At 72.4% G+C, this 21,021-nt stretch carries 17 protein-coding genes and 1 pseudogene; all 18 read right to left on the bottom strand.

Annotated features, from left to right (window positions below):
• Positions 1-18 precede the first annotated feature (18 nt).
• The 18 genes and pseudogenes from dnaE to QEZ54_RS28230 all read right to left on the bottom strand — a co-directional run bounded on the left by dnaE (position 19) and on the right by QEZ54_RS28230 (position 20,908).
• Positions 19-3,546 carry a DNA polymerase III subunit alpha gene (gene dnaE, locus QEZ54_RS28145; RefSeq protein ID WP_281307751.1) on the bottom strand — a complete coding sequence of 1,176 codons (3,528 nt, stop codon included), beginning with the start codon at positions 3,544-3,546 and terminating at the stop codon, positions 19-21.
• Between the two features lie 55 nt (positions 3,547-3,601).
• Positions 3,602-4,441: pseudogene (locus QEZ54_RS28150) on the bottom strand (chromosome partitioning ATPase); the annotation flags it as partial.
• Between the two features lie 322 nt (positions 4,442-4,763).
• On the bottom strand, positions 4,764-5,753 hold the full coding sequence (locus QEZ54_RS28155) for a hypothetical protein (protein ID WP_281307752.1): 990 nt from the start codon (positions 5,751-5,753) through the stop codon (positions 4,764-4,766).
• Positions 5,754-5,813: 60 nt separating this feature from the next.
• Positions 5,814-6,752, bottom strand: coding sequence for an RluA family pseudouridine synthase (locus tag QEZ54_RS28160; protein WP_281307753.1), 939 nt, complete (start codon positions 6,750-6,752; stop codon positions 5,814-5,816).
• Positions 6,743-7,384 (bottom strand): signal peptidase II, encoded by a 642-nt coding sequence (locus QEZ54_RS28165; protein ID WP_281307754.1) that lies wholly within the window; start codon positions 7,382-7,384, stop codon positions 6,743-6,745. Before QEZ54_RS28165 ends, QEZ54_RS28160 begins: the two co-directional genes overlap by 10 nt.
• A gap of 94 nt (positions 7,385-7,478) precedes the next feature.
• Positions 7,479-7,919 (bottom strand): TraR/DksA C4-type zinc finger protein, encoded by a 441-nt coding sequence (locus tag QEZ54_RS28170; protein ID WP_281307820.1) that lies wholly within the window; start codon positions 7,917-7,919, stop codon positions 7,479-7,481.
• Between the two features lie 606 nt (positions 7,920-8,525).
• Positions 8,526-10,022, bottom strand: coding sequence for a potassium/proton antiporter (locus QEZ54_RS28175; protein ID WP_281307755.1), 1,497 nt, complete (start codon positions 10,020-10,022; stop codon positions 8,526-8,528).
• Between the two features lie 34 nt (positions 10,023-10,056).
• A complete protein-coding gene (locus QEZ54_RS28180) occupies positions 10,057-10,371 on the bottom strand; it encodes a DUF167 family protein (RefSeq protein WP_281307756.1) in 315 nt (104 codons plus the stop codon).
• 139 nt (positions 10,372-10,510) lie between these two features.
• Complete coding sequence (locus QEZ54_RS28185) at positions 10,511-11,173, bottom strand: hypothetical protein (protein WP_281307757.1); 663 nt, start codon at positions 11,171-11,173, stop codon at positions 10,511-10,513.
• 362 nt (positions 11,174-11,535) lie between these two features.
• Positions 11,536-12,312, bottom strand: a complete 777-nt coding sequence (locus QEZ54_RS28190; protein ID WP_281307758.1) for a DivIVA domain-containing protein — start codon at positions 12,310-12,312, stop codon at positions 11,536-11,538.
• A 55-nt stretch (positions 12,313-12,367) separates the two neighbouring features.
• The gene (locus QEZ54_RS28195) at positions 12,368-12,664 is read right to left on the bottom strand and encodes a YggT family protein (protein WP_281307759.1); all 297 of its coding nucleotides are present in this window, start codon (positions 12,662-12,664) and stop codon (positions 12,368-12,370) included.
• A gap of 24 nt (positions 12,665-12,688) precedes the next feature.
• Positions 12,689-13,453, bottom strand: a complete 765-nt coding sequence (sepF, locus tag QEZ54_RS28200) for a cell division protein SepF (protein WP_281307760.1) — start codon at positions 13,451-13,453, stop codon at positions 12,689-12,691.
• A gap of 246 nt (positions 13,454-13,699) precedes the next feature.
• Positions 13,700-14,428 (bottom strand): YggS family pyridoxal phosphate-dependent enzyme, encoded by a 729-nt coding sequence (locus tag QEZ54_RS28205; RefSeq protein ID WP_281307761.1) that lies wholly within the window; start codon positions 14,426-14,428, stop codon positions 13,700-13,702.
• Positions 14,429-14,640: 212 nt separating this feature from the next.
• The gene (gene ftsZ, locus QEZ54_RS28210) at positions 14,641-15,750 is read right to left on the bottom strand and encodes a cell division protein FtsZ (RefSeq protein ID WP_212825818.1); all 1,110 of its coding nucleotides are present in this window, start codon (positions 15,748-15,750) and stop codon (positions 14,641-14,643) included.
• 253 nt (positions 15,751-16,003) lie between these two features.
• A complete protein-coding gene (locus QEZ54_RS28215) occupies positions 16,004-16,831 on the bottom strand; it encodes an FtsQ-type POTRA domain-containing protein (RefSeq protein ID WP_281307762.1) in 828 nt (275 codons plus the stop codon).
• Positions 16,831-18,288, bottom strand: a complete 1,458-nt coding sequence (murC, locus tag QEZ54_RS28220; protein WP_281307821.1) for a UDP-N-acetylmuramate--L-alanine ligase — start codon at positions 18,286-18,288, stop codon at positions 16,831-16,833. The genes QEZ54_RS28215 and murC overlap by 1 nt, the downstream gene beginning before the upstream one ends.
• A gap of 26 nt (positions 18,289-18,314) precedes the next feature.
• A complete protein-coding gene (gene murG / locus QEZ54_RS28225) occupies positions 18,315-19,445 on the bottom strand; it encodes an undecaprenyldiphospho-muramoylpentapeptide beta-N-acetylglucosaminyltransferase (protein ID WP_281307763.1) in 1,131 nt (376 codons plus the stop codon).
• On the bottom strand, positions 19,445-20,908 hold the full coding sequence (locus tag QEZ54_RS28230) for a putative peptidoglycan glycosyltransferase FtsW (protein ID WP_281307764.1): 1,464 nt from the start codon (positions 20,906-20,908) through the stop codon (positions 19,445-19,447). The genes murG and QEZ54_RS28230 overlap by 1 nt, the downstream gene beginning before the upstream one ends.
• Positions 20,909-21,021: the final 113 nt, after the last annotated feature.

The raw sequence follows: 21,021 nt of genomic DNA on the forward strand, positions 1-21,021 counted from the left end.
CCGGCCGAGAGCGGGGCGTCAGCCCAGGGCGGTGGGCCCGAGTAGGGCCTTGAGGTCGGCCATCAGGGCCGGGACCGGGGACACGCGCATCGGGCCGAGGCGGTAGGTGCTGGACTTCTGGCCGTTGGTGATGCGGACGTGCACCTCGGCCGGGCCGGGGTGGGTGGACAGCACCTCGCGCAGGCGTTCGGCCAGCGGCGGCGTGCACCGGTTGGCGGGCAGCGCCAGCACCACCGGCTTGGCGTCGTCAGGGGCGGAGATGTCGGGGATGGACAGGTCCATCGCCATCATCCGGGCCTGGTCGTCGCGCCGGTCGACGCGCCCCTTGACCACGACGATGGCGTCCTCGGCGATGTACTGCCCGACCAGGTCGTACGTGTTGGGGAAGAACAGCACCTCGACCGCGCCGTCCAGGTCCTCCAGGGTGGCCGAGGCCCACGCCTTGCCCTGCTTGGTGATGCGCCGCTGCACGCCGGAGAGGATGCCCGCGAGCGTGACGATCTGGCCGTCGGAGACCGAGCCCTCCTCCGACAGCGCGGCGACGGACATGTCGGCGGCCTTGCTGAGCACGTGCTCCAGGCCGAACAGCGGGTGGTCGGAGACGTATAGGCCGAGCATCTCGCGTTCGAAGACGAGCAGGTCGGTCTTGTCCCATTCGCTGGTCGGGATGGTCGGGGTGACGACCATGGCGGGCGCGGCGGCGTCGTCGGCGAAGGCGGCGCCGAACAGGTCGTACTGCCCGATGGCCTCGTTCTTCTTGACGCCCATGAACGAGTCGATGGCGTCGGCGTGCACCGACAGCAGGCCCTTGCGGGCGTGGCCCATCGAGTCGAACGCGCCCGCCTTGATCAGCGATTCGACGGAGCGCTTGTTGCAGGCCACCGCGTCGATCTTGCGCAGGTAGTCGTAGAAGTCGGTGAAGTTGCCGTGCTCCTTGCGCCCCCGCACGATCGCGTCGACCACGTTGGCGCCGACGTTGCGGACCGCGGCCAGGCCGAAGCGGATGTCCTCGCCGACGGCGGTGAACCGGGCGGTGGAGTAGTTGACGTCCGGCGGCAGGACCTTGATGCCCATGCGGCGGCACTCGGCCAGGTAGACGGCCGACTTGTCCTTGTCGTCGCCGACGGAGGTGAGCAGCGCCGCCATGTACTCGGCCGGGTAGTTGGCCTTGAGGTACGCGGTCCAGTAGGAGACCAGCCCGTAGCCGGCGGTGTGGGCCTTGTTGAAGGCGTAGTCGGAGAAGGGGACCAGGATGTCCCACAGCGTCTTGATCGCCTCGTCGGAGTACCCGTTCTCCTTCATGCCGCCGGAGAAGGGCACGTACTCCTTGTCGAGGATCTCCTTCTTCTTCTTGCCCATGGCGCGGCGCAGCAGGTCGGCCTGGCCGAGGGTGTACCCGGCCAGCTTCTGCGCGATGGCCATGACCTGCTCCTGGTACACGATCAGGCCGTAGGTGTCGCCCAGGATCTCCGCGAGGGGTTCGGCCAGCTCCTTGTGGATCGGCACGACCGGCTTGCGGTTGTTCTTGCGGTCGGCGTAGTCGTTGTGCGCGTTGGCGCCCATCGGACCCGGCCGGTACAGCGCGAGCACCGCGGAGATGTCCTCGAAGCCGTCGGGGACCATCGAGCGCAGCAGCGCCCGCATCGGCCCGCCGTCGAGCTGGAACACGCCCAGGGTGTCGCCCCGGGCCAGCAGCTCGTAGGTCGGCGGGTTCTCCAGCGGCAGCTCCTCCAGCACCAGGGTCTCGCCCCGGTTGAGCTGGATGCCCTCCAGGCAGTCGTCCATGACGGTGAGGTTGCGCAGGCCCAGGAAGTCCATCTTGAGCAGGCCGATGGACTCGCAGGCGCCCATGTCCCACTGGGTGATGATGGCGCCGTCCTGCTCGCGCTTCTGGATCGGCAGCACGTCCATCAGCGGCTCGCCGGACAGGATCACGCCGGCCGCGTGCACGCCCCACTGGCGCTTGAGGCCCTCGATGCCCTTGGCCGTGTCGACGACCTTCTTGGCGTCGGGGTCGGACTCGTACAGCGCCCGGAACTCGACCGCCTCGGGGTAGCGCGGGTGGTTGGGGTCGAAGATGCCGGTGAGCGGGATGTCCTTGCCCATGACGGCCGGGGGCATCGCCTTGGTGATCTTGTCGCCGACCGCGAACGGGTAGCCGAGCACCCGCGCCGCGTCCTTGATCGCGGCCTTCGCCTTGATCGTGCCGTACGTGATGATCTGCGCGACCCGCTCCTCGCCCCAGCGCTCGGTCGCGTAACGGATCATGTCACCGCGCCGACGCTCGTCGAAGTCCATGTCGATGTCGGGCATCGAGACGCGGTCGGGGTTCAGGAACCGCTCGAACAGCAGGCCGTGCGCCATCGGGTCGAGTTCGGTGATGCGCAGCGCGTACGCGATCAGCGCGCCGGCCGCCGAGCCACGCCCCGGCCCGACCCGGATCTTCTCCTTGCGCGCGTACTCGCACAGGTCGGCGGTGACCAGGAAGTAGCCCGGGAAGCCCATCTTGCAGATGACGTCGAGCTCGTAGTCGGCCTGGCGCAGCCGGTCCTCGGGCACCCCGTTGGGGAAGCGGTCGCGCAGGCCCCGGTGCACCTCGGCGCGCAGCCACGACTCCTCGGTGTGCCCCTCGGGCACCGGGAACGACGGCATCAGGTCGCGGTGGGCGAACACCGACTTGTAGTCGCCGATCCGGTCGGCGATCTCCAGGGTGTTGTCGCAGGCCCCGGGCATCAGGTCGTCCCACTGGGCGCGCATCTCGGCCGGGGACTTCAGGTAGAAGTCGCGGGCGTCGAACTTGAACCGCTTCGGGTCGGCCATCGTCGAGCCGGACTGCACGCACAGCAGCACCTCGTGCGCGTCGGCGTCGGCCGCGTAGGTGTAGTGCAGGTCGTTGGTGACGATCGGCTTGAGGTTCAGGTGCTTGCGCAGCCGCTCCAGGCCGTCGCGGGCCGCCTTCTCGATGGAGATGCCGTGGTCCATCAGCTCCAGGTAGAAGTTCTCCTTGCCGAAGATGTCCTGGAACTCACCGGCCGAGGCGACGGCCTTGTCGAAGTCGCCGATGCGCAGCCACGTCTGGATCTCGCCGGACGGGCACCCGGTCGTGGCGATGACGCCCTTGCCGTAGCTCTGCAGCAGCTCCCGGTCGGCCCGGGGCTTGTAGAAGAAGCCCTCCAGGCTGGCCCGCGACTGCATCCGGAACAGGTTGCGCAGGCCGTCGGCGTCGGCGGCCAGCATCGTCATGTGGGTGAACGCGCCACCGCCGGAGACGTCGTTCTCGCCGCCGTCGGCCCAGCGCACCCGGGTCCGCTCGGACCGGTGCGTCCTGGGCGTGACGTACGACTCCACGCCGATGATCGGCTTGATGCCGGCGGCGGTCGCCTGCTTGTAGAAGTCGTAGGCGCCGAACATGTTGCCGTGGTCGGTCATGGCCAGGGCGGGCATCCCGAGCCGGGTCGCCTCCTTGAACAGCTCCTTCAGTCTCGCCGCACCGTCGAGCATCGAGTATTCGGTGTGCACGTGCAGGTGAACGAAGGAGTCTGACACGGCCGCCAGCCTACCCCGCCGGGCTGACGGGGACGCGCCCGCCGACCCGGTCGGGTCACCGGACGAACGGCTCCATCATCACCGCGGCGGCGTGCAGCCAGGCGCGCTTGGTCTGCGGCTGCAGCGCCCCGTACTCGATCGAGGAGCCGGTCTCCAGGGCCGGGTCGAAGGGCACCACCACCACCGCGCGGGTACGGGTGGCGAAGTGCTTGCGCAGATCCTCCAGCATCGCCGACGGGCCCGGCGTGGCGCACGACAGCAGCGTCACCGCGTTCTCGGCGAGCTTGCCCAGTCCCACCTCGTGCAGCAGGTCGATCATCCAGTCGGCCGTGAACGCGGCGTCCTCCCGCGGCACGGTGGTGATCACGAGCTGGTCGCAGGCGTTGAGCACGGTCTGCCAGTTGGCGCTCTCCACGTTGTTGCCGGTGTCGACGCAGACCACCTCGTGGGTGCGGCACAGCAGCTCCAGCACCCGGCGCACGGTGTGCGAGTCCAGCCGCTGGGCGAAGCGCGGATTCTCCTCCCCGGCGAGCACGTCGTACGACCCGTCGGAGGCGTGGCGCAGGTAGTCGTCGAGCCGGTCCTTCAACTCGTACGGCGGGGCGTTCTCGATCTCCATCAGGTCGCCGAGCAGGTGCCGGATGGTGCGGGCGTGCCGGGCGCTGCCGGCGCGCAGCCCGAGCGTGCCGCGCAGCTCGTTGTCGTCCCAGGCCAGCACGCCCCGGCCGCGCACGCTGCCGATGGTGGCGGCGGCCAGCACGGTGGCGGTGGTCTTGTGCACGCCGCCCTTGGGGTTGGCGAAGGCCAGCACCTTGGGCCGGTCGAGCTGGCCCCGCAGCAGGTTGACGGCCTGGTCGAGGTCGGAGGGCGCGGCGGCGGGGCGCCACTCGACGCGCCCGCCCAGGCCGCCGCCGCCCGCGGACGGCATCCCGGCGCCGGGGCCGGGCGACGGGCGGGCGTCACCGGGGCGCGGCGGCATCTTGGCCCGGTCGAGCAGCACCCGCCAGCGCGAGGTGTCGGGCGCCGGCAGGTTGCCCGGCTGGCCCCAGGAGGCGGGGTCGTCGGGTCCACGCTGCCCGTTGCGCTCCACGGTGCAACCTCCCGACCTGCCCAGACTGATCAATGCGGCCCAGGCTATCCACCGGGCACCAGCTTGACCACCCTATGTGCTCGGGCCCCCACACCTCCAGCCCTGTTTTGCGCCTACCCGGGTGTAACTAAGGGGCCTGGCTGGGGGATATGGCGCTCGGCGACTCAGCCGGGGCCGCCTCGCCGGCCGGGGCCGGAGCGGCGGACCCGGTGGCCGCCGGTTCGGCCGACGGCGACGGCTCGGGTGACGGCCCGGCCGAGACCACCGGCCCGGCCGAGACCACCGGCCCGGCCGACGCGGCGGCCGACGGCGTGGCGGCGACCGGGGCCTGGCCGACTTGCTCGGGCAGGGGCGGCAGGAACACGGCGCGGTCGAGGCGGCGCACCTCGGGGGCGGGGTCGACGGCGCGCACCTCGGGGCGGGCGGCGATCTGGTCCAGCGCCGCCGGGGTCGCCCGCACCACCGCCGCGTAGACGCAGGCGCAGCCGGCCCGGTACGCCTCGGCCTCGGCTGCCGCCACGGTCGAGTCGTCCAGGTAGCCGCGGCGCAGGGCGACCTCGGTCGCGTCGGTGGTCTGCAGCTTCGCCGCCACGTTGCGCAGGTCGGCGGCGTCACCGGCGCGCCGGCGCGCCACCTGCACCATGCCCTCGACCACGTCGGTCGGGATGGTGAAGGCCGGAATGCGGACCGACTGGGTCGCCGCGTCGCTCAGCGGCACCCGGGCGAAGACCTCCACCACCGAGACGCCGCCGAGCACCGGGGTCAGCCGCTCCGGCGCCAGGTAGGCGCGCAGGCTGACCAGGGCGTACGTCTCTACGGGCGTCACCGTGGGGCGCTCGAGCAGCCCGGCGAGCTCGGAACGGGCCTGGCGCGCGTACAGCGGCACGCTCTGGCCCTGGACCACGCCGACCCGCACCACCTCCGCGGCCGGGCCCTCGGTCGACACCGTGACCGGGCGGCGGGTCGCCCACACCGCGCCGAGCAGCGCGCCGACGACCCCGACGATCGCGATGCCGGTCAGCAGCCGCAGCCGCAGCCCGCCCCCGCCCGCGCGGGCGAAGCCGCGCGCGAGCCGGGGCACGACCACCTGGTCCAGGTGACGCAGCAACCTCTGCACTGAGGTTCCTTCCGTGAAGGTGGGCGCGCGCCCCGCCGCAGGCCGGTGGGGCGCGTCGCCCTATCCGGCGTCGCGCAGCAGCGACAGCGCGTGCGCGAGATCCGACGGGTACTCGCTGACGTAGCGGACCTCTTCCCCGCTGCCCGGGTGGACGAAGCTCAGCTCCCGGGCGTGCAGCCACTGCCGGGACAGGCCCAGCCGGGCGGACAGGGTCGGGTCGGCGCCGTAGGTCAGGTCACCTACACAGGGGTGGCGCAGCGCGGAGAAGTGCACCCGGATCTGGTGGGTGCGGCCGGTCTCCAGCTTGATGTCGACGAGGCTGGCGGCCGGGAAGGCCTCCAGCGTGTCGTAGTGGGTGACGCTGGGCTTGCCGCCCGACATCACCGCGAACTTCCAGTCGTGCGTGGGGTGGCGGTCGATGGGGGCGTCGACCGTGCCGCGCAGCGGATCCAGGTGGCCCTGGACCACGGCGTGGTACCGCTTGTCGACCTCGCGGTGCTTGAACGCCCACTTCAGGGCGGTGTACGCGGACTCGCTCTTGGCCACGACCATCAGCCCGGTCGTGCCGACGTCGAGGCGGTGCACGACGCCCTGCCGCTCGGCCGCCCCGGAGGTCGCCACCCGCTGGCCGAGCCCGGCCAGGCCGCCGAGCACGGTGGGGCCGGTCCAGCCGGGGCTGGGGTGGGCCGCGACGCCCACCGGCTTGTCCACCACCACGATGTCGTCGTCGCTGTGCACGATGCGCAGGCCCTCGACCGTCTCGACCACGACGGTCGGCGCCGACGGCGGCGCGGGCAGCGTCACCTCGAGCCAGCTGCCGCCGGAGACCTTGTCGGACTTGCCGCGCACGGTGCCGTCGACCAGCGCGTCGCCGGCCTCGACCAGGGTCGCGGCGGCGGTGCGGGACAGCCCGAACAGGCGGGAGACAGCCTGGTCCAGCCGCATGCCATCCAGTCCGTCCGGGACCGGCAGGCTGCGGCTCTCGCCCTTCAGGACCATGCCTGCGAGCCACGCTCGGAGGTCACGCCGGCCGACTCGGCCTCGCGCTGGTCGCCCGCGGCGGCCTTCTTCTGCTCTTCCTTGCCGGTCAGGCGCGAGCCGTCGCGCTGGCGGCCGGTCAGCTCCAGCAGGATCGCCAGGCAGACGCCGCCGACCAGGGCCATGTCGGCCACGTTGAAGATCGGCCAGGTCCGCCCGTACGGGTCGAACAGGCTGAGGAAGTCGACCACGTGCCCGTGGAAGGTGCCCGGCGCGCGGAAGATCCGGTCGAGCAGGTTGCCCAGCACGCCGCCCATGATCGAGCCCAGCGCCAGCGCCCACGGCAGCGACCGCAGGCTGCGCGCGGCCCACAGGATCCACGAGATCACGCCGACGGCGATGATCGGGAAGATCCAGGTGTGGTCGCGGAACAGGCTGAACGCCGCCCCGCTGTTGCGGGTCAGCGACAGGTACAGCGCGCCGCCGAGCAGCCGGACCGGCTCGTCCGGGTCGAGCTGCTTGGTCGCGATCTCCTTGGTGACCACGTCCAGCAGGACGGCGAACGACGCCATCCCCGCGAAGATCGCCACGGCCCGGCCGTGCCCGATGGCACGCGGGGAGTGCTCCGGCTCCACCTGTCTGGTCTCTTCCACCGACAACACTCCCCTGCCATGGCGCACCCGCGCCTTCGTCACATCCGGCCGTCCGTAAGTCCGCGCCGAACTGTACCCACTAGCGGTGCCGCGCTCAGCGCCGCTCCTCCAGCGCCTTGCACGTCACGCACAGGGTGGCCGACGGGAACGCGGCCAGCCGCTCCACCGGGATCGGATTGCCGCAGCGCTCGCACCAGCCGTAGCTGCCCTCGTCGAGGCGCTCCAGGGCCCGCTCGACCTGCGTGATCCGCTCCAGGATGTTGTTGGCCAGCGTGATCTCCTGCTCGCGCTCGAACGTCTTGGTACCGGTGTCGGCCTGGTCGTCGCCGGCGGAGTCGGTCAGGCGCTCGCGCTGCAGCTCGGCGAGTTCGACGAGCGTGTGGTCGTACTCCTCCTGTAGCTCGTCGCGGCGGGCTGTCAACGCGACCCGGATCTTCTCCGTCTCCGCTGCGCTGCGGTCGCCCTTCTTCGCCGCTGCCGCCGCCGGCTTGGCGGCGGTGCGGCTGGCGGTCTTGGACTCGGCAGGTTTGACCATGGTCGCTCCCTCGGCCGCGGTCGTGGCGGCGCTCGGCGTTGCCTGGGCGGGGGGATGTTCCTCCGACCCGGCGGCGGGCCGCCGGGTGGTCTGCGCGGTCGAGGCGGCGTCGTGCGCCGCCGTGCCGACCTTCTTCTTCGCGGCCGCCGCCGGGGCGGCCTTGCTCGCGGTGGCCTTCTTGGCGTCGGCGGTCGGCTTGGCCGTCGCGCGCTTCGTCGTGTCCGAGGTCGCCGTCACCGTCTCCCCCTCTGCCGTGGCCGCCCCCGCGGCCACCGTCTTCACGGAGCGCTTCGGCGCCGCGGTGGTCTTCGCCGCGGCCTTGTCCGCCGCCGCGCCTGTCCTGCTCCCGCCTGCCCGCTGTTCGGCCATGCCGTCCCCCAGATGCAAAACGGGCGCGCGGCTCACGCCGCGCACTCCAATAGGCTGGCAAGAATACGGAACGTATGGACGGTCCACAAACATGCCACGCGAACCCGGCCGGATTCGAGAAAACGTGCCAGCTGGCGCCGAGGCGGCCGCAAACGGGCGGCTTGTCCGATCGCACCGCGGGACGACGGCCCCGGGCGCCGCCGGATCGGCGAAAGCTGGCAAAACGGACTTTATCATCTAGTCCCGGCTCTCCCGGCCGTCCTCCCCAAACCAGCTGGCCAGGCGGCCGCGCCTGCTCACGGCGCGCAGCCGCCGCTCCGCCTCGTCCCGAACCGCCTCGGTCGTCACGATGAGCAGGCTGTCACCCGTGCGCAAGCGGGTGTCGCGATCCGGCACGAACCCCACCCCCGCCCGCAGCACCAGCGTCACCGAGGCGCCGACCGGCAGCCGCAGCTCGTCCAGGTGCACCCCGGCCAGCCCGGAGCCTTGCGGCACCTCCAGTTGCAGCAGGTCGGCGTGCATGCGCTCCAGCGGCGCGGTCTCCACCCGCAGCTCGGTCGCCTCCCCCGGCGCGGTCACCCCCAACCGCCGCGCCACCTGCGACAGCGTTCCCGCCTGGACCATCGTGAAAACCACGACCAGCACGAACACGATGTTGAACAGCGCTTCAGCGCCGGGCAGGCCCTGCGCCGCCGGGATGGTCGCCAGCACGATCGGCACCGCCCCGCGCAGCCCGGCCCAGGACAGGAACGCCTGCTCCCGCCAGCCCACCCCGAACGGCGTGGCGCAGACGAACACGGACAGGGGCCGCGCCAGCAGCAGCAACGCGCCGCCGATGAGGACGCCGGGCAGCAGCACCGCCCAGAGTCCGGAAGGCGACACCTGAAGGCCCAACAGGACGAACAGCCCGATCTGGGACAACCAGGCCAGGCCGTCGGCGAAGCCGAGGATCGCCTGCCGGTGCGGCAGTCGCGCGTTGCCCAGCACCACCCCGGCGGCGTACACGGCCAGGAAGCCCGACGCGTGGGCGACGGCGCCGCCCGCGTAGGCGAGCACGGTCAGGCCCACCGCGGCCAGCGGGTAGAGGCCAGCGGCGGGCAGGGCCGCGCGGCGCAGCAGCGCCCGGCCAGCCAGGCCCACCAGCACGCCGATGACGGCACCGGCCGCCAGCTCGTACCCGATGAGCAGCAGCTCGTGCCACCACGGGCCGAGGCTGCCCCGGGTCGACAGCAGCACCACCAGCAGCACCACCGGCGCGTCGTTGATGCCCGACTCCGCCTCCAGCGTCGCGACCAGGCGGGGCCGCAGCCGCAGCCGCCGCAGCGTGGAGAAGACCGCCGCGGCGTCGGTCGAGGCCAGCACCGCGCCGATCAGCGCCGCGGTGCGCCAGTCCCAGCCGAGCATGAAGTGCACCGCGACGGCCACCACCACCACGCTGACCGCCACCCCGACCGTGGCCAGCAGCGACGCGAGCGGCAGCACCGGGCGCAGCATGCTCCAGCGGGCGGTCAGGCCGCCCTCGGCGATGATCAGCACCAGGGCGCAGGTGCCCAGCATCCGGGTCAGCTCCGCGTCGCCGAAGCGCAGCCCGAACGCCGAGCCCAGCAGCACCCCGATGGCCAGGTAGACCAGGAGACTGGGCACGCCCAGCCGGGTCGACCAGCGCACCGCCGCCACCGCCACCAGCAGCACGGCCGCACCGACCAGCAGCGCGAGGTCCAGGAACTCCGTCATCGGGCCGGTCCGGGGCCGGCGCCGCCCGGCGGCGTCACGGGGCGCCGCCGTAGAGGGCGGCGAGGCGGTCGGCCAGGTCGGCCGGTGCGGCGGCGACCGTGAACAGCTTGTCCCGGCTGGTATGGCCGGTGCGCAGCTCGACCGCGGCGGCCGGCACGGCCAGCGCCTCGGCCAGCGCGCGGCGGGCGGCCTCGGTGGCCTTGCCGTCGACCGCGGGCGCCGCGACCGCCACGATCAGCGCCGTCCCGTGCGGACCGGCGTAGCGCCCGCCCACCCGGGTGCGGCCCGCGCCGGGCTTCACCCGCACCGCGACGACGGCGGACTCGGTCGGGGACGGGTCGCGTGCCATAGCCCATTGTGGCGGGGCGCCCCGGCGCCGCCCGCGTCACCCGGGGATCGTGTCGGATCGTGGACAAAGAAAGATCCGGTGTCCCGCCGGACCGCACCCGAGGCGGTCCGGCGGGGTCACCGGATCAAATTCCGACCGGTCAGACCCGGCGCGCGTCCGCGAGCAGCGCGCTGTCCGGCTCGCACAGCCCGCACGGGCTGAACCCGAGGTCGACCGCCTCGGCGACCGGCAGCGGCTCACACGGGCGGCCGAGCAGGTGCACGCACCCGGCCACGTGGTAGCGCGGCCGACCGTCGATGACCAGCACTTCGGTGGACATCCGGGCGACCCGGGCCGCGTCGGCGGCGGACACCCGCTGCGCGACCGGCTCGTCCGGCGGGTCCTCGTCGTCGAAGTCGTCCGCCCGGCCGCCGGCGCCCTGCTGCGGCAGGACTACCTCCGGCTGCTGCGGCGGATAACCCGACATCATCATCGTGTCGGTGTCGGACCGTCCGGCCTGGCGCACCGGCTCGTCGGCCCAGGAGTCGCGCTCCGGGGCGCGCGGCGGCACCGTCGTACGGCCGCCGGCCCTGCGGCCGACCGGTTGTTCATCCTCGTCACCGTCGAACTGCTCGTCCTCGTCGTCGAGGCCCCCCGCCGCGGCACGTGCCGCGGCGGCCTGGCGGGCGCCCACGACTAGTGCGACCGCGGCCAGCAGGCTGGTGCCGATGGAACCGACGAGCAGACCGCTCGACCCGTTCAACAGCCCCAGTACGAGCAGCACGACGGCACCGAGAATGAGCAGCAGACTTGCGACTATCACAGCTCACCCCCGCCGCGTCGGCTAGATCAGGTGTCGCGGGTCCGCCGAGCTGCGATGAGCGTGACCGCACCCGCGGCCCGCCGAACCCGTTCGCTCCGGGCGGGAGGGTCCCGCACCGGCCGACCACGGGCCCCGGCACCGGCCGGGACGGCCGGCCCGGCGGGCGCCGGGTCGTTCTTCTCTCTGCTATCTGCGTGCGACGGCAGCGACGAGGGGTGAGGCTGCCGCGGTGCTTCGACATGCGTGAGGGGCGATGCTGCGGTGCGGTTGGATCAGGTGGTGCCGGGGGACGGGCACACGCGCCGTCCCGTCCCGGCGGCCCGCTGGTTCGCGGGCCGCCCGGGAGGTTCGGAGGACGACCGTCAGCGGCCGTTGAAGGAGCCGGAACCGGCGGCGGCCAGGCCACCGGCGGTGCGGTCCTCGCGGCCGATCTCGGCCTCGAGGCTCTGCCCGCGGCCCTCAAGGTCGCGCAGCTGGCTCTCCAGGTACGCCTTGAGGCGGGTGCGGTACTCGCGCTCGAACTGCTTGAGCGTGTCGATGTGCTGCTGCAGCGCGGTGCGCTTGGCGTCCAGGCCGCTGATGGCCTCCTGGTGGCGCTGGCGGGCGTCGCGCTCGAGCGCGTCGGCCTTGGCCCGCGCGTCCCGGGTGACCTCCTCGGCCTTGGCACGCGCCTCGGACAGCACCTTGTCCGCCTCGCGGCGGGCGTCGGAGACGTGGTCGTCGGCGGTGCGCTGGGCCATCATGAGCACGCGCAGCGCCTGCTGCTCGCCCTCGGGACCCGACATCGCCGCCGCGGCGGCCATGCTGCTCGCGCCGCCGCGCAGCGAGTCCAGCTCGCCCTGCATGGCGCGGGCGGCCTGCTCGGCCGCGGACTTGTCCCGCTGCATGCGGTCGAGCTGGGCCTTCATCTCGTTGAGCTCAGCGGCCAGGCGCGGGTCGGGGCCGCCGGGGCCCGCCGGACGGCCACCGCCGCCCCGCTCGACCTGCATGCGCAGCTCGCTGTTCTCTTCGATCAGACGGGCGAGTTCGCGCTCGACCTCGTCGAGGAAGGCGTCGACCTCCTCCTCGTCGTACCCCCGCTTGCCGATCGGGGGCTTCTTAAAGGCGACGTTGTGCACGTCGGCCGGGGTGAGCGGCATCGAAACTCCTCGGGTCAGTCGCGGCCGCGTTGGAAAGCTGCTCGTCGGGTGGGGGTCACCCTCGGATCAGCTTTCCGACGATATACATCAGAACGGAAAGGATAACCAGCAGAACAAGGGAGCTCAGGTCGATGCTCACGGTACCAATGCGCAACGGTGGGATCACACGCCTCAACGCTTTGAGGGGCGGATCAGTGACGCTCCACACGACTTCCAGCGCGGCGGCGGACCCACGGGCGGGGTGCCAGCGCCGACCGTAGCCGAGCACCGCACCCAGCACGAACCTGGCGATGAGCACCAGGTAGAACAGGTAGATCGCCAGGTAGACGACTTGCAGCACAGGTGAGAACACGTCTTTGGGAGTCCCTCGGTAGGACTAGCTCTGGTTGAGGTACCCGCCCTCGGCGATCTTGGCCTTGTCCTCGGCGGTTACCTGGACGTTGGCCGGTGAGAGCAGGAACACCCGGTTGGTGACGCGCTCGATCGTACCCCGCAACCCGAATGCGAGTCCCGCCGCGAAGTCCACCAGCCGCTTGGCGTCGGCCTCGTCCATCTCCGTCAGGTTCATGATCACAGGCGTACCGTCGCGGAACCGCTCCCCGATCTGCCGCGCCTCGTTGTACGTGGTGGGGTGCAGGGTGGTGATCTGCGGCCGGTTGTCCTCGGCCACCGGGGCCACCCGCTGCTGCGGCTGCGCCACCGGCGCCAGCGCCAGGTTGTCGCGCGTCGCCGGGGCGGTGGACGTGGTCGCCGTCAGCGGCCGCGTGTTCGCCGTGATCGGGCGGACCGTGGCCCGCTCGGCCCGCGCCGCCTCCAGGCGCGCCTCGACGTTCAGCCGGGTCGCCTCGGCACGCGCGGACTCGCGCGCGGCCTCCAGCCGGGCGGAGCCGCTGCGGTCGGCCGCCACCCGGGTACGCGGCACCGCCGGCGCCTCGTCCAGGTCGTCCTCGTCGTCGTCGGGCAGCTCGTCGTACCGGCCCGCGCCACGGCCGTACCGGTCGTCGCCGCGCTCGCCGCGGCGGCCCCCGCGGTCACGGTAATTGGAGGTGTAACCCTTGTCGTAGGCAGGCTCGTCGTACTCGTGCTCGTCATCGTCCTCGACCAGCCCGAGCCAGACCCCCGCCTTCCGCAGTGCGCCCATTGCCGCGCCCCTCCGTCCGCCGTGCGGCACAAACCCCCGTGCCTGTGCCGCTCTCGCGCAGGCACCGGGCTCCGCGAAGACGGGTCCGCCCCGCCGGCGCGTTCGCGCGCGCCGCCGAGCTGATCCCCACCTTCGTCCATCGACGCCGCCGCACGGCGTCCCCGCCTCGAAGCCGGTACCTGCTGCACCTCTTACTTCACTCGCATGGGTTAACCACACTCGTGTAATTCGGTGCCCGCCGCCAGGCTACCGCAGGGGTGGTCGCATTCCGAGCAATGCGCTGCCGATACGCACATGTGTCGCGCCCGCGGCCACCGCCTCGTCCAGATCGTCGCTCATCCCCGCGGACATCACCGTCGCTTCAGGATGCACCGCGCGGACCAGTGTGGCGCACTTGCCCACCTCCGCGAAAGCGAGATCCGGCGCCCACCCCAGCGGCGCCACCGCCATCACCCCGCGCAGCCGCAGCGCCGCACTGCCCGCCACCGCCTCGGCCACCCGCAGCAGCGCCCGGTCGGGGTCGTCACCGGACGCCAGCGCACCGCCCCGGTCCGGGTCACCGTCCACACTGAGCTGCACCAGCACGTCCAGCGGGTGCTCGCGCAGGCGCGCGGCCGCCTCGCCCAGCGCCGTGGCCAGCCGCACCGAGTCGACCGACTGCACCATGCTCGCGTACGCCGCCACCGAGCGGCACTTGTTGCGCTGCAGCTGGCCGATGAAGTGCCAGCGCGGGTGCACCCCGGCCGCAGCCACCTCGGCCGCCTTGGGGGCCGCCTCCTGGTCCCGGTTCTCCCCCACCTCGGTGACGCCCAGCCGCACCAGGTGCAGCACGTCGGAGGCCGGGTAGGTCTTGGTCACCGCGATGAGGGTCACCTCAGCGGGGTCGCGCCCGGCGCGGTGGGCGGCGGCGGCGATGCGCTCGCGCACCGCCGCCAGGTTCTGCGCGATCTGCTCGCGCCGCTGCTGGTCAGTCATGGTCGAGCCGTTCGTGGGTGGGCCGGTTTCGGGGTGTGCGGCTCAGCCTTGACATAAACGGTGGCCTATCTAGAGGACGAAAATCGTGAAACTGTCCACTAGATAGGCCACCGTCGATGCTAAGCCGGGGCTGGGCCGGGGCCGGGGCGGCGGCCGGGGAGGCCGGTGGGGCCCGGTGGGGCCCGGAGGGCGATGGCCGCCGGGGCGTCGGGTTACGAGCCGTTCTTCAGGAAGTCGGGCACGTCGACGTCGTCGAAGAGGACCTTGCGCTGGGACTGCGCCGGGGGCGTGCTGGTGGGCGTCGGGTGGCGCAGGGTCGGCGCCTCCACCGGCGGGGCCACCTTGCGCGGAATCTCCACCGGCTTGTACGACGGCGACCCGCCGTCGAACCCGGCCGCGATCACGGTCACCCGCACCTCGTCGCCGAGCGCGTCGTCGATCACCGCGCCGAAGATGATGTTCGCGTCCGGGTGGGCCGCGTCGGTGACCAGCTGCGCCGCGTCGTTGATCTCGAACAGGCCCAGGTCGGAGCCGCCCGCGATGGACAGCAGCACGCCGCGCGCGCCGTCCATGCTCTGCTCCAGCAGCGGGCTGGAGATGGCGCGCTCGGCCGCCTCGACCGCGCGGTTGTCGCCGCGGGCGCTGCCGATGCCCATAAGCGCGCTGCCCGCGCCGGACATGACGCTCTTGACGTCGGCGAAGTCGAGGTTGATCAGACCGGGCGTCGTGATCAGGTCGGTGATGCCCTGGACACCGGAGAGCAGCACCTGGTCGGCCTGGCGGAACGCGTCCATCATGGTGATGCCGCGGTCGCCCAGGGCCAGCAGCCGGTCGTTCGGAATCACGATGAGCGTGTCGCACTGGTTGCGCAGCTCCTCGATGCCCGACTCGGCCTGCACCTGGCGGCGCTTGCCCTCGAACGAGAACGGCCGGGTGACCACGCCGATGGTGAGCGCGCCCAGCTTGCGGGCGATGTTGGCGACCACGGGGGCGCCGCCGGTGCCGGTGCCGCCGCCCTCGCCGCAGGTGACGAAGACCATGTCGGCGCCCTTGAGCACCTCCTCGATCTCGTCGCGGTGGTCCTCGGCGGCGTTCTTGCCGACGTCGGGGTTGGCGCCGGCGCCGAGGCCCCGGGTCAGTTCGCGGCCGACGTCGAGCTTGACGTCGGCGTCGCTCATCAGCAGCGCCTGCGCGTCGGTGTTGATGGCGATGAACTCCACGCCCTTGAGACCGACCTCGATCATGCGGTTCACCGCGTTCACGCCGCCGCCGCCGATGCCGACGACCTTGATGACCGCGAGGTAATTGTGCGGAGGTGTCATCGGGCCCTTCCTTCGAGGCTCTTGTGCCACAAGGGCGAGAGCAGCGCCCTCACCCGGCCTAGCGTGTCGCGGCGAGGGAGGAGGCCTCCGGTGCCGCGCTCCGGCAGTGGTTCGGGCGGAAAACCCTAAACCTCTACTAGAGCCTTATGGTTATGTCAATCATTGTCTCGTACGAAAACGTAAGCGTCGGCACGCCGTGATCCAAGGACCGCGACGGCGTGTCACGTCTTCCACTGTGGAGCAATCGCGCCACTCACCCCAGCGTGACCACATCCGGCACGCCGCTGACGTCGATCAGCTTGTCCGGTTTGCTCAGCAGGGCCGTGGCCACCTTCGCCTTGCTCACGCTCTCCTCCGCGTCGCCCCAGGTCACGACCCGGTCGCCGCGCAGCTCCAGCCGGATGCGCGCCGGCCCGTCGACGATCAGGGTGTCCAGGTCCCGGCGCAGCTCCTTCGTCAGCGCCCGCAGCACGGTGAGCGCCGCCTGGGTGGAGACGTCCTGCGGACCCGGCGTGGCCAGCCGCACCCGCACGAGGCCGGACGGCAGGCTGGAGACCGTACGGTAGATCACACCATGATCGTCGAAAAGATCATACTTCTTTCCGACCGGGACACCGGCGACCGCCGTGCGCTCCACGACGGTGATGACCAGAGTGGACGGCCAGCTGCGCGACACGTCGACCGTCAGCGCGGGCGGCAGCGCGGCGACTCGGGCGGCCACCGCGTCGGTGTCCACCCGGGCCAGCGGCGTGTCCAGCGGCACCCCGGCCGCCTCGCGCACCTGGTCGGCGTCGAGCACCAGCGCCCCCTCGACGTGGATGTCGCGTACGCCGAGCACCGGGGAGGCCAGGACCAGCCAGCTCAGCGCCCCGGCGACCAGGGCGACGGCGGCCACGGCGGCCAGCCGGGCCAGCAGCAGTCTGCGCCGCCGGGCCGGCCGCAGCCGCCCCCGCTTGCGCAGCAGCAGCTGGCGCCAGGCGGACTGGCGGCGCATGAACTGGCGCAGCGCCGGCGGGATGGCGTCGGTGCCCGCCCGCACCAGCCGCCAGCGGCGCCGTGAGTCCCCCGGCGAGTCCGGCATCAGGCAGGCTCACCCGGCTGGGCGTGGCGGGCGACGTACCCGTTGCCCTGGCCGCTGTGCCCGCTGAGCGCGGCCAGCAGCTCGTCGCCCATCAGCGAGATCGGCGGAGCGCCCATGGTGACCACCACGTCGCCCTCCTTGGCCCGGCGCACCACCTCGCCCGGCACGTCCTCCCACGACGGCACGAACACCTTGTGGTCGGCGGGCAGCGGGATCGCCGCGGTCAGCGCCACGCCGCCCTCGCCCGGCTCCCGGTTCTCGCCGGGGCCGAAGACCTCCATCACCACGGCCTCGTCGGCCAGCGCCAGCGCCGTGGCCATCTCGGTCTGCAGGTCGCGGGTGCGGTACAGCCGGTACGGCTGGAACACCACCAGCAGCCGCCCGTCCCCGGCCACCTCGCGCAGCGTGCTCAGCGCGGCGGTCATCGAGGTCGGGTGGTAGGCGTACTCGTCGTAGACCCGTACCCCCGAGGTGATGCCCTTGAGCTCGAAGCGGCGGCGCACGCCCGGGTGCGCGGCCAGCGCGGCCGCGACCACCTGCGGGTCCAGCCCCAGCCGCAGCGCGGTGAGCACCGCGGCGGCGCTGTTGAGCCCCAGGTGGCGGCCGGGCACCGGCATCGAGAACTCGCCGAGCGACTCGCCGTCCAGGCTGGCCAGGTAGCGCACCCCGGCCGCGGTGGTGGTGATGTCGGTCAGCCGCAGGTCCGCGTCGGGCGACTCGCCGTACGTGTACACGACCCGCCCCTGCTCGCGCAGCCGCTGCGCGACCCGGCGGCTGCCCGCGTCGTCGGCGCAGGTGACCACGAAGCCCTCGGCCTCGACCAGCCCGCCGAACTCGACGAACGCGTCCTCCAGGTTGGCCAGCGTGCCGTACGTGTTGAGGTGGTCCTCCTCCACGTTCGTGATGATCGACACGTGCGGCCGGTACAGCAGGAACGACCGGTCGCTCTCGTCGGCCTCGGCGATGAAGTACTCCCCGGTGCCGTGGTGGGCGTTCGACCCGACCTCGGACAGCTCGCCGCCGATCACGAACGACGGCGCCAGCCCCGCGTGCTGGAAGATCAGCGTCAGCATCGACGTCGTCGTGGTCTTGCCGTGCGTACCCGCGACCGCGATGGTCTTGCGCCCGGTCATCGAGGCGGCCAGCGCCTCCGACCGGTGCAGCACCCGCAGGCCCCGGCGCCGCGCCTCGGCCAGCTCCAGGTGGTCGGCCGGGATCGCGGTCGAGTAGATGACCGTGTCCACCCCGTCGAGGTTGGACAGCTCATGGCTCATGTAGATGGTGCCGCCCAGGGCGCGCAGCCCGGCCAGGGCGGGCCACTCGCGCAGCTCCGAACCCGACACCGGCACCCCGCGGGTCAGCAGCAGCCGGGCCAGGCCGCTCATGCCCACCCCGCCGACGCCGATCATGTGCACCCGACCGAGGTCCTCCGCGGTGAGCACCCCCGCCGGGATCATCTCCGCCGTCTCCACGTGCAGCCTCCTCAGTGCTTGCCCGGGGCCGCCAGGGCGGCCATCAGGAACGAGCGCAGCTGCTCGTCCCCATCACGTCGACCGTACGCGGCCGCGGCGGTGCCCATCGCGTGCAGGCGGCCCGGGTCGGTCACGAGCGGCACCACGTTCTGCTCGATCCAGCCCGGGGTCAGGTCGCCGTCGTCGACGATGAGACCACCACCTGCCTCAACGACCGGGAGCGCGTTGCGCCGCTGCTCGCCGTTGCCGAACGGCAGCGGCACGTAGATCGCGGGCAGCCCGATCGCGGCGGTCTCCGCGCAGGTCATCGCACCGCCCCGGCACAGCGCCAGGTCGGCCGCGGCGTAGCCGAGTTCCATCTCGTTGATGAACTTCACCCGCACGTACGGCGCGGCCAGGTCGGCCGGCACGTCGAAGTCCTCGTTGCGGGCGCCGATGACGTGCAGCACCTGCACCCCGGCGTTGGTGATCGCCTTGGCGGCCCCGGCCACGGCCAGGTTGATCGAGCGCGCGCCCTGCGAGGCGCCGAAGACGAACAGGGTGGGCCGGTGCGGGTCCAGCCCGAAGTGGGCGCGGGCCCGCTCGCGCAGCGCCGCCCGGTCCAGCCCGGCGATGGTGCGCCGCAGCGGCACGCCGACCACGGTGCCCGCGCGCAGCGACTCGTCCTGGGACGGCTGGTGCGGGAAGCCCAGCGCCAGGTTGTCGGTGAAGCGCATGCCCAGCTTGTTGGCCACGCCCGCCGGGACGTTCACCTCGTGGATCACGATCGGGGTGTGCCGGCGCCACGCGGCCAGGTACGCCGGGACGGAGACGTACCCGCCGAAGCCCACCACCGCGTCGGCCTCGACCTCGTCCATGACCGCGCGCGCCGCCTTGCTGGAGCGCCACATGCGGTCCGGGGTGCGCAGCAGGTTCATGTTGAGCGAGCGCGGCAGCTGGAACGCCGGGATGTGCCGCAGGTCGTAGCCCGCGGCCGGGATCAGCTCGGTCTCCAGCCCGCGCGGGGTGCCCAGGCAGGTGATGCGGATGTCGGGGTCGTGCCGCCGCAGGCAGTCCGCGAAGGCCAGCAGGGGGTAGATGTGCCCCCCGGTCCCGCCTCCGGCCAGCACCACCGAACGCAGTCGGCCGCCACCGCTCACCATCACCGTCTCCTCTCCGTCGGTCCACCCCGCCGGGCCGCCGGCTCTTTCGCCTTCGGCTCCGGGCCGCCCTTGGCCGCCGGTTCGGCCGCCGCGGCGTCGGCCGGGCGGGCCGGCGCCGGAAGCGCGGGCAACGGCGCCCACACTAGCTGGACCCACTTCGGCGCCGGACGGGCGTGCAGGGCTCGGGCCGCGTCGGGCTCGGCGCGGGCGAACGAGGCGAGCATGCCGACCGCGGCCAGGGTGACCACCAGCGCGGTGCCGCCGTCGGAGATGAACGGCAGCGGCAGACCGGTGATGGGCAGCAGCTTCACCACCCCGCCGATGTTGATCACAGCCTGGGAGACCAGCCACAGCGTCACCGCGCAGGCCGCCATCCGGCGGAACGGGTCCTGCACCCGCCGCGCGATCCGCAGCCCGGTGTAGGTCAGCACCGCGAACAGCGACAGCACCACCAGGCAGCCGACCACGCCCAGCTCCTCGGCGATGACCGCGAAGATGAAGTCGTTGTGCGCGCTGGGCAGCCAGTTCCACTTCAGGCTGCTCTTGCCCAGGCCCACCCCGAACCAGCCGCCGTCGGCGATCGCCAGCAGGCCCTGCTTGGCCTGGTAGCAGCTCTCGTCGCGGGCGTAGCAGGCGATGATGTCGGCGTCGGACTGGAAGAACGCGCCGAACCGGCCGGACCGGTACCCGCCGCCGACCGGCGCCATGATCAGCAGCGCGATGCCGCCCAGTCCCGCGCCGATCAGCATGCCGAAGAAGCGCATCGGCACGCCCGCGGCCCACAGCAGGCCGATGAACAGGATCAGCAGGCACAGCATGGTGCCCAGGTCGGTGTAGCCGACCAGCACGAACAGCAGCCCCACCACCGGGAACAGCGGCGTCAGCAGCTCGCGCGGGTTCACGATCGACTTGCCCTTGCGGGTGAGCACGTCGGCGCCCCACAGCACCAGCGCGAACTTGGCCAGCTCGGAGGGCTGCAACTGGACCGGGCCCAGGTAGAGCCAGAGCGTCTCGGAGTGGATGAAGCCGATGCGCGGGGCGGGCAGGGCCTTGGCGGCGTACAGCAGGGCGATGCCGTCCATGATGACCAGCAGGACCAGCGACACGGTCAGCGAGATCTTGGCGATGGCCCGGAAGGTGCGCCGGGGCAGCCGCTGGCAGACCCAGAACGCGGCCAGGCCCACCACCGCCGCGCCGATCTGCTGGGCGATCACGGCGTAGGCGTTGCCGCTGGTGTTGTACGCCTTCACGCTGGTCGCCGAGAAGACCATGGCCAGGCCGATCACCAGCAGCAGGCCCGCGCTGGCCAGCAGCAGGTAGTACGACGCGAGCGGGCGGGCCAGCAGGCCGCGCAGCGCGAAGATCCAGGCGAAGGGATCCAACCGGGGGGTACGGGGGTCCGGCGCGCTCGCCGCCGTCTCAGCTGGTGGGGGCGCGGTGGCCGTACGGGCGTCACCGGTCATCGTCGGCTGCTCCGATCTCGGCTGGTGGTCGCGGCGGGCACCCCCGCGCCTTCTATTGACACTGGCCTATCCAGTGGACAGTTTTCGGGAATCCGTCCTCTAGATAGGCCAGC

The sequence above is a fragment of the Catellatospora sp. KI3 genome, assembly GCF_029948125.1.
Taxonomy (GTDB): domain Bacteria; phylum Actinomycetota; class Actinomycetes; order Mycobacteriales; family Micromonosporaceae; genus Catellatospora.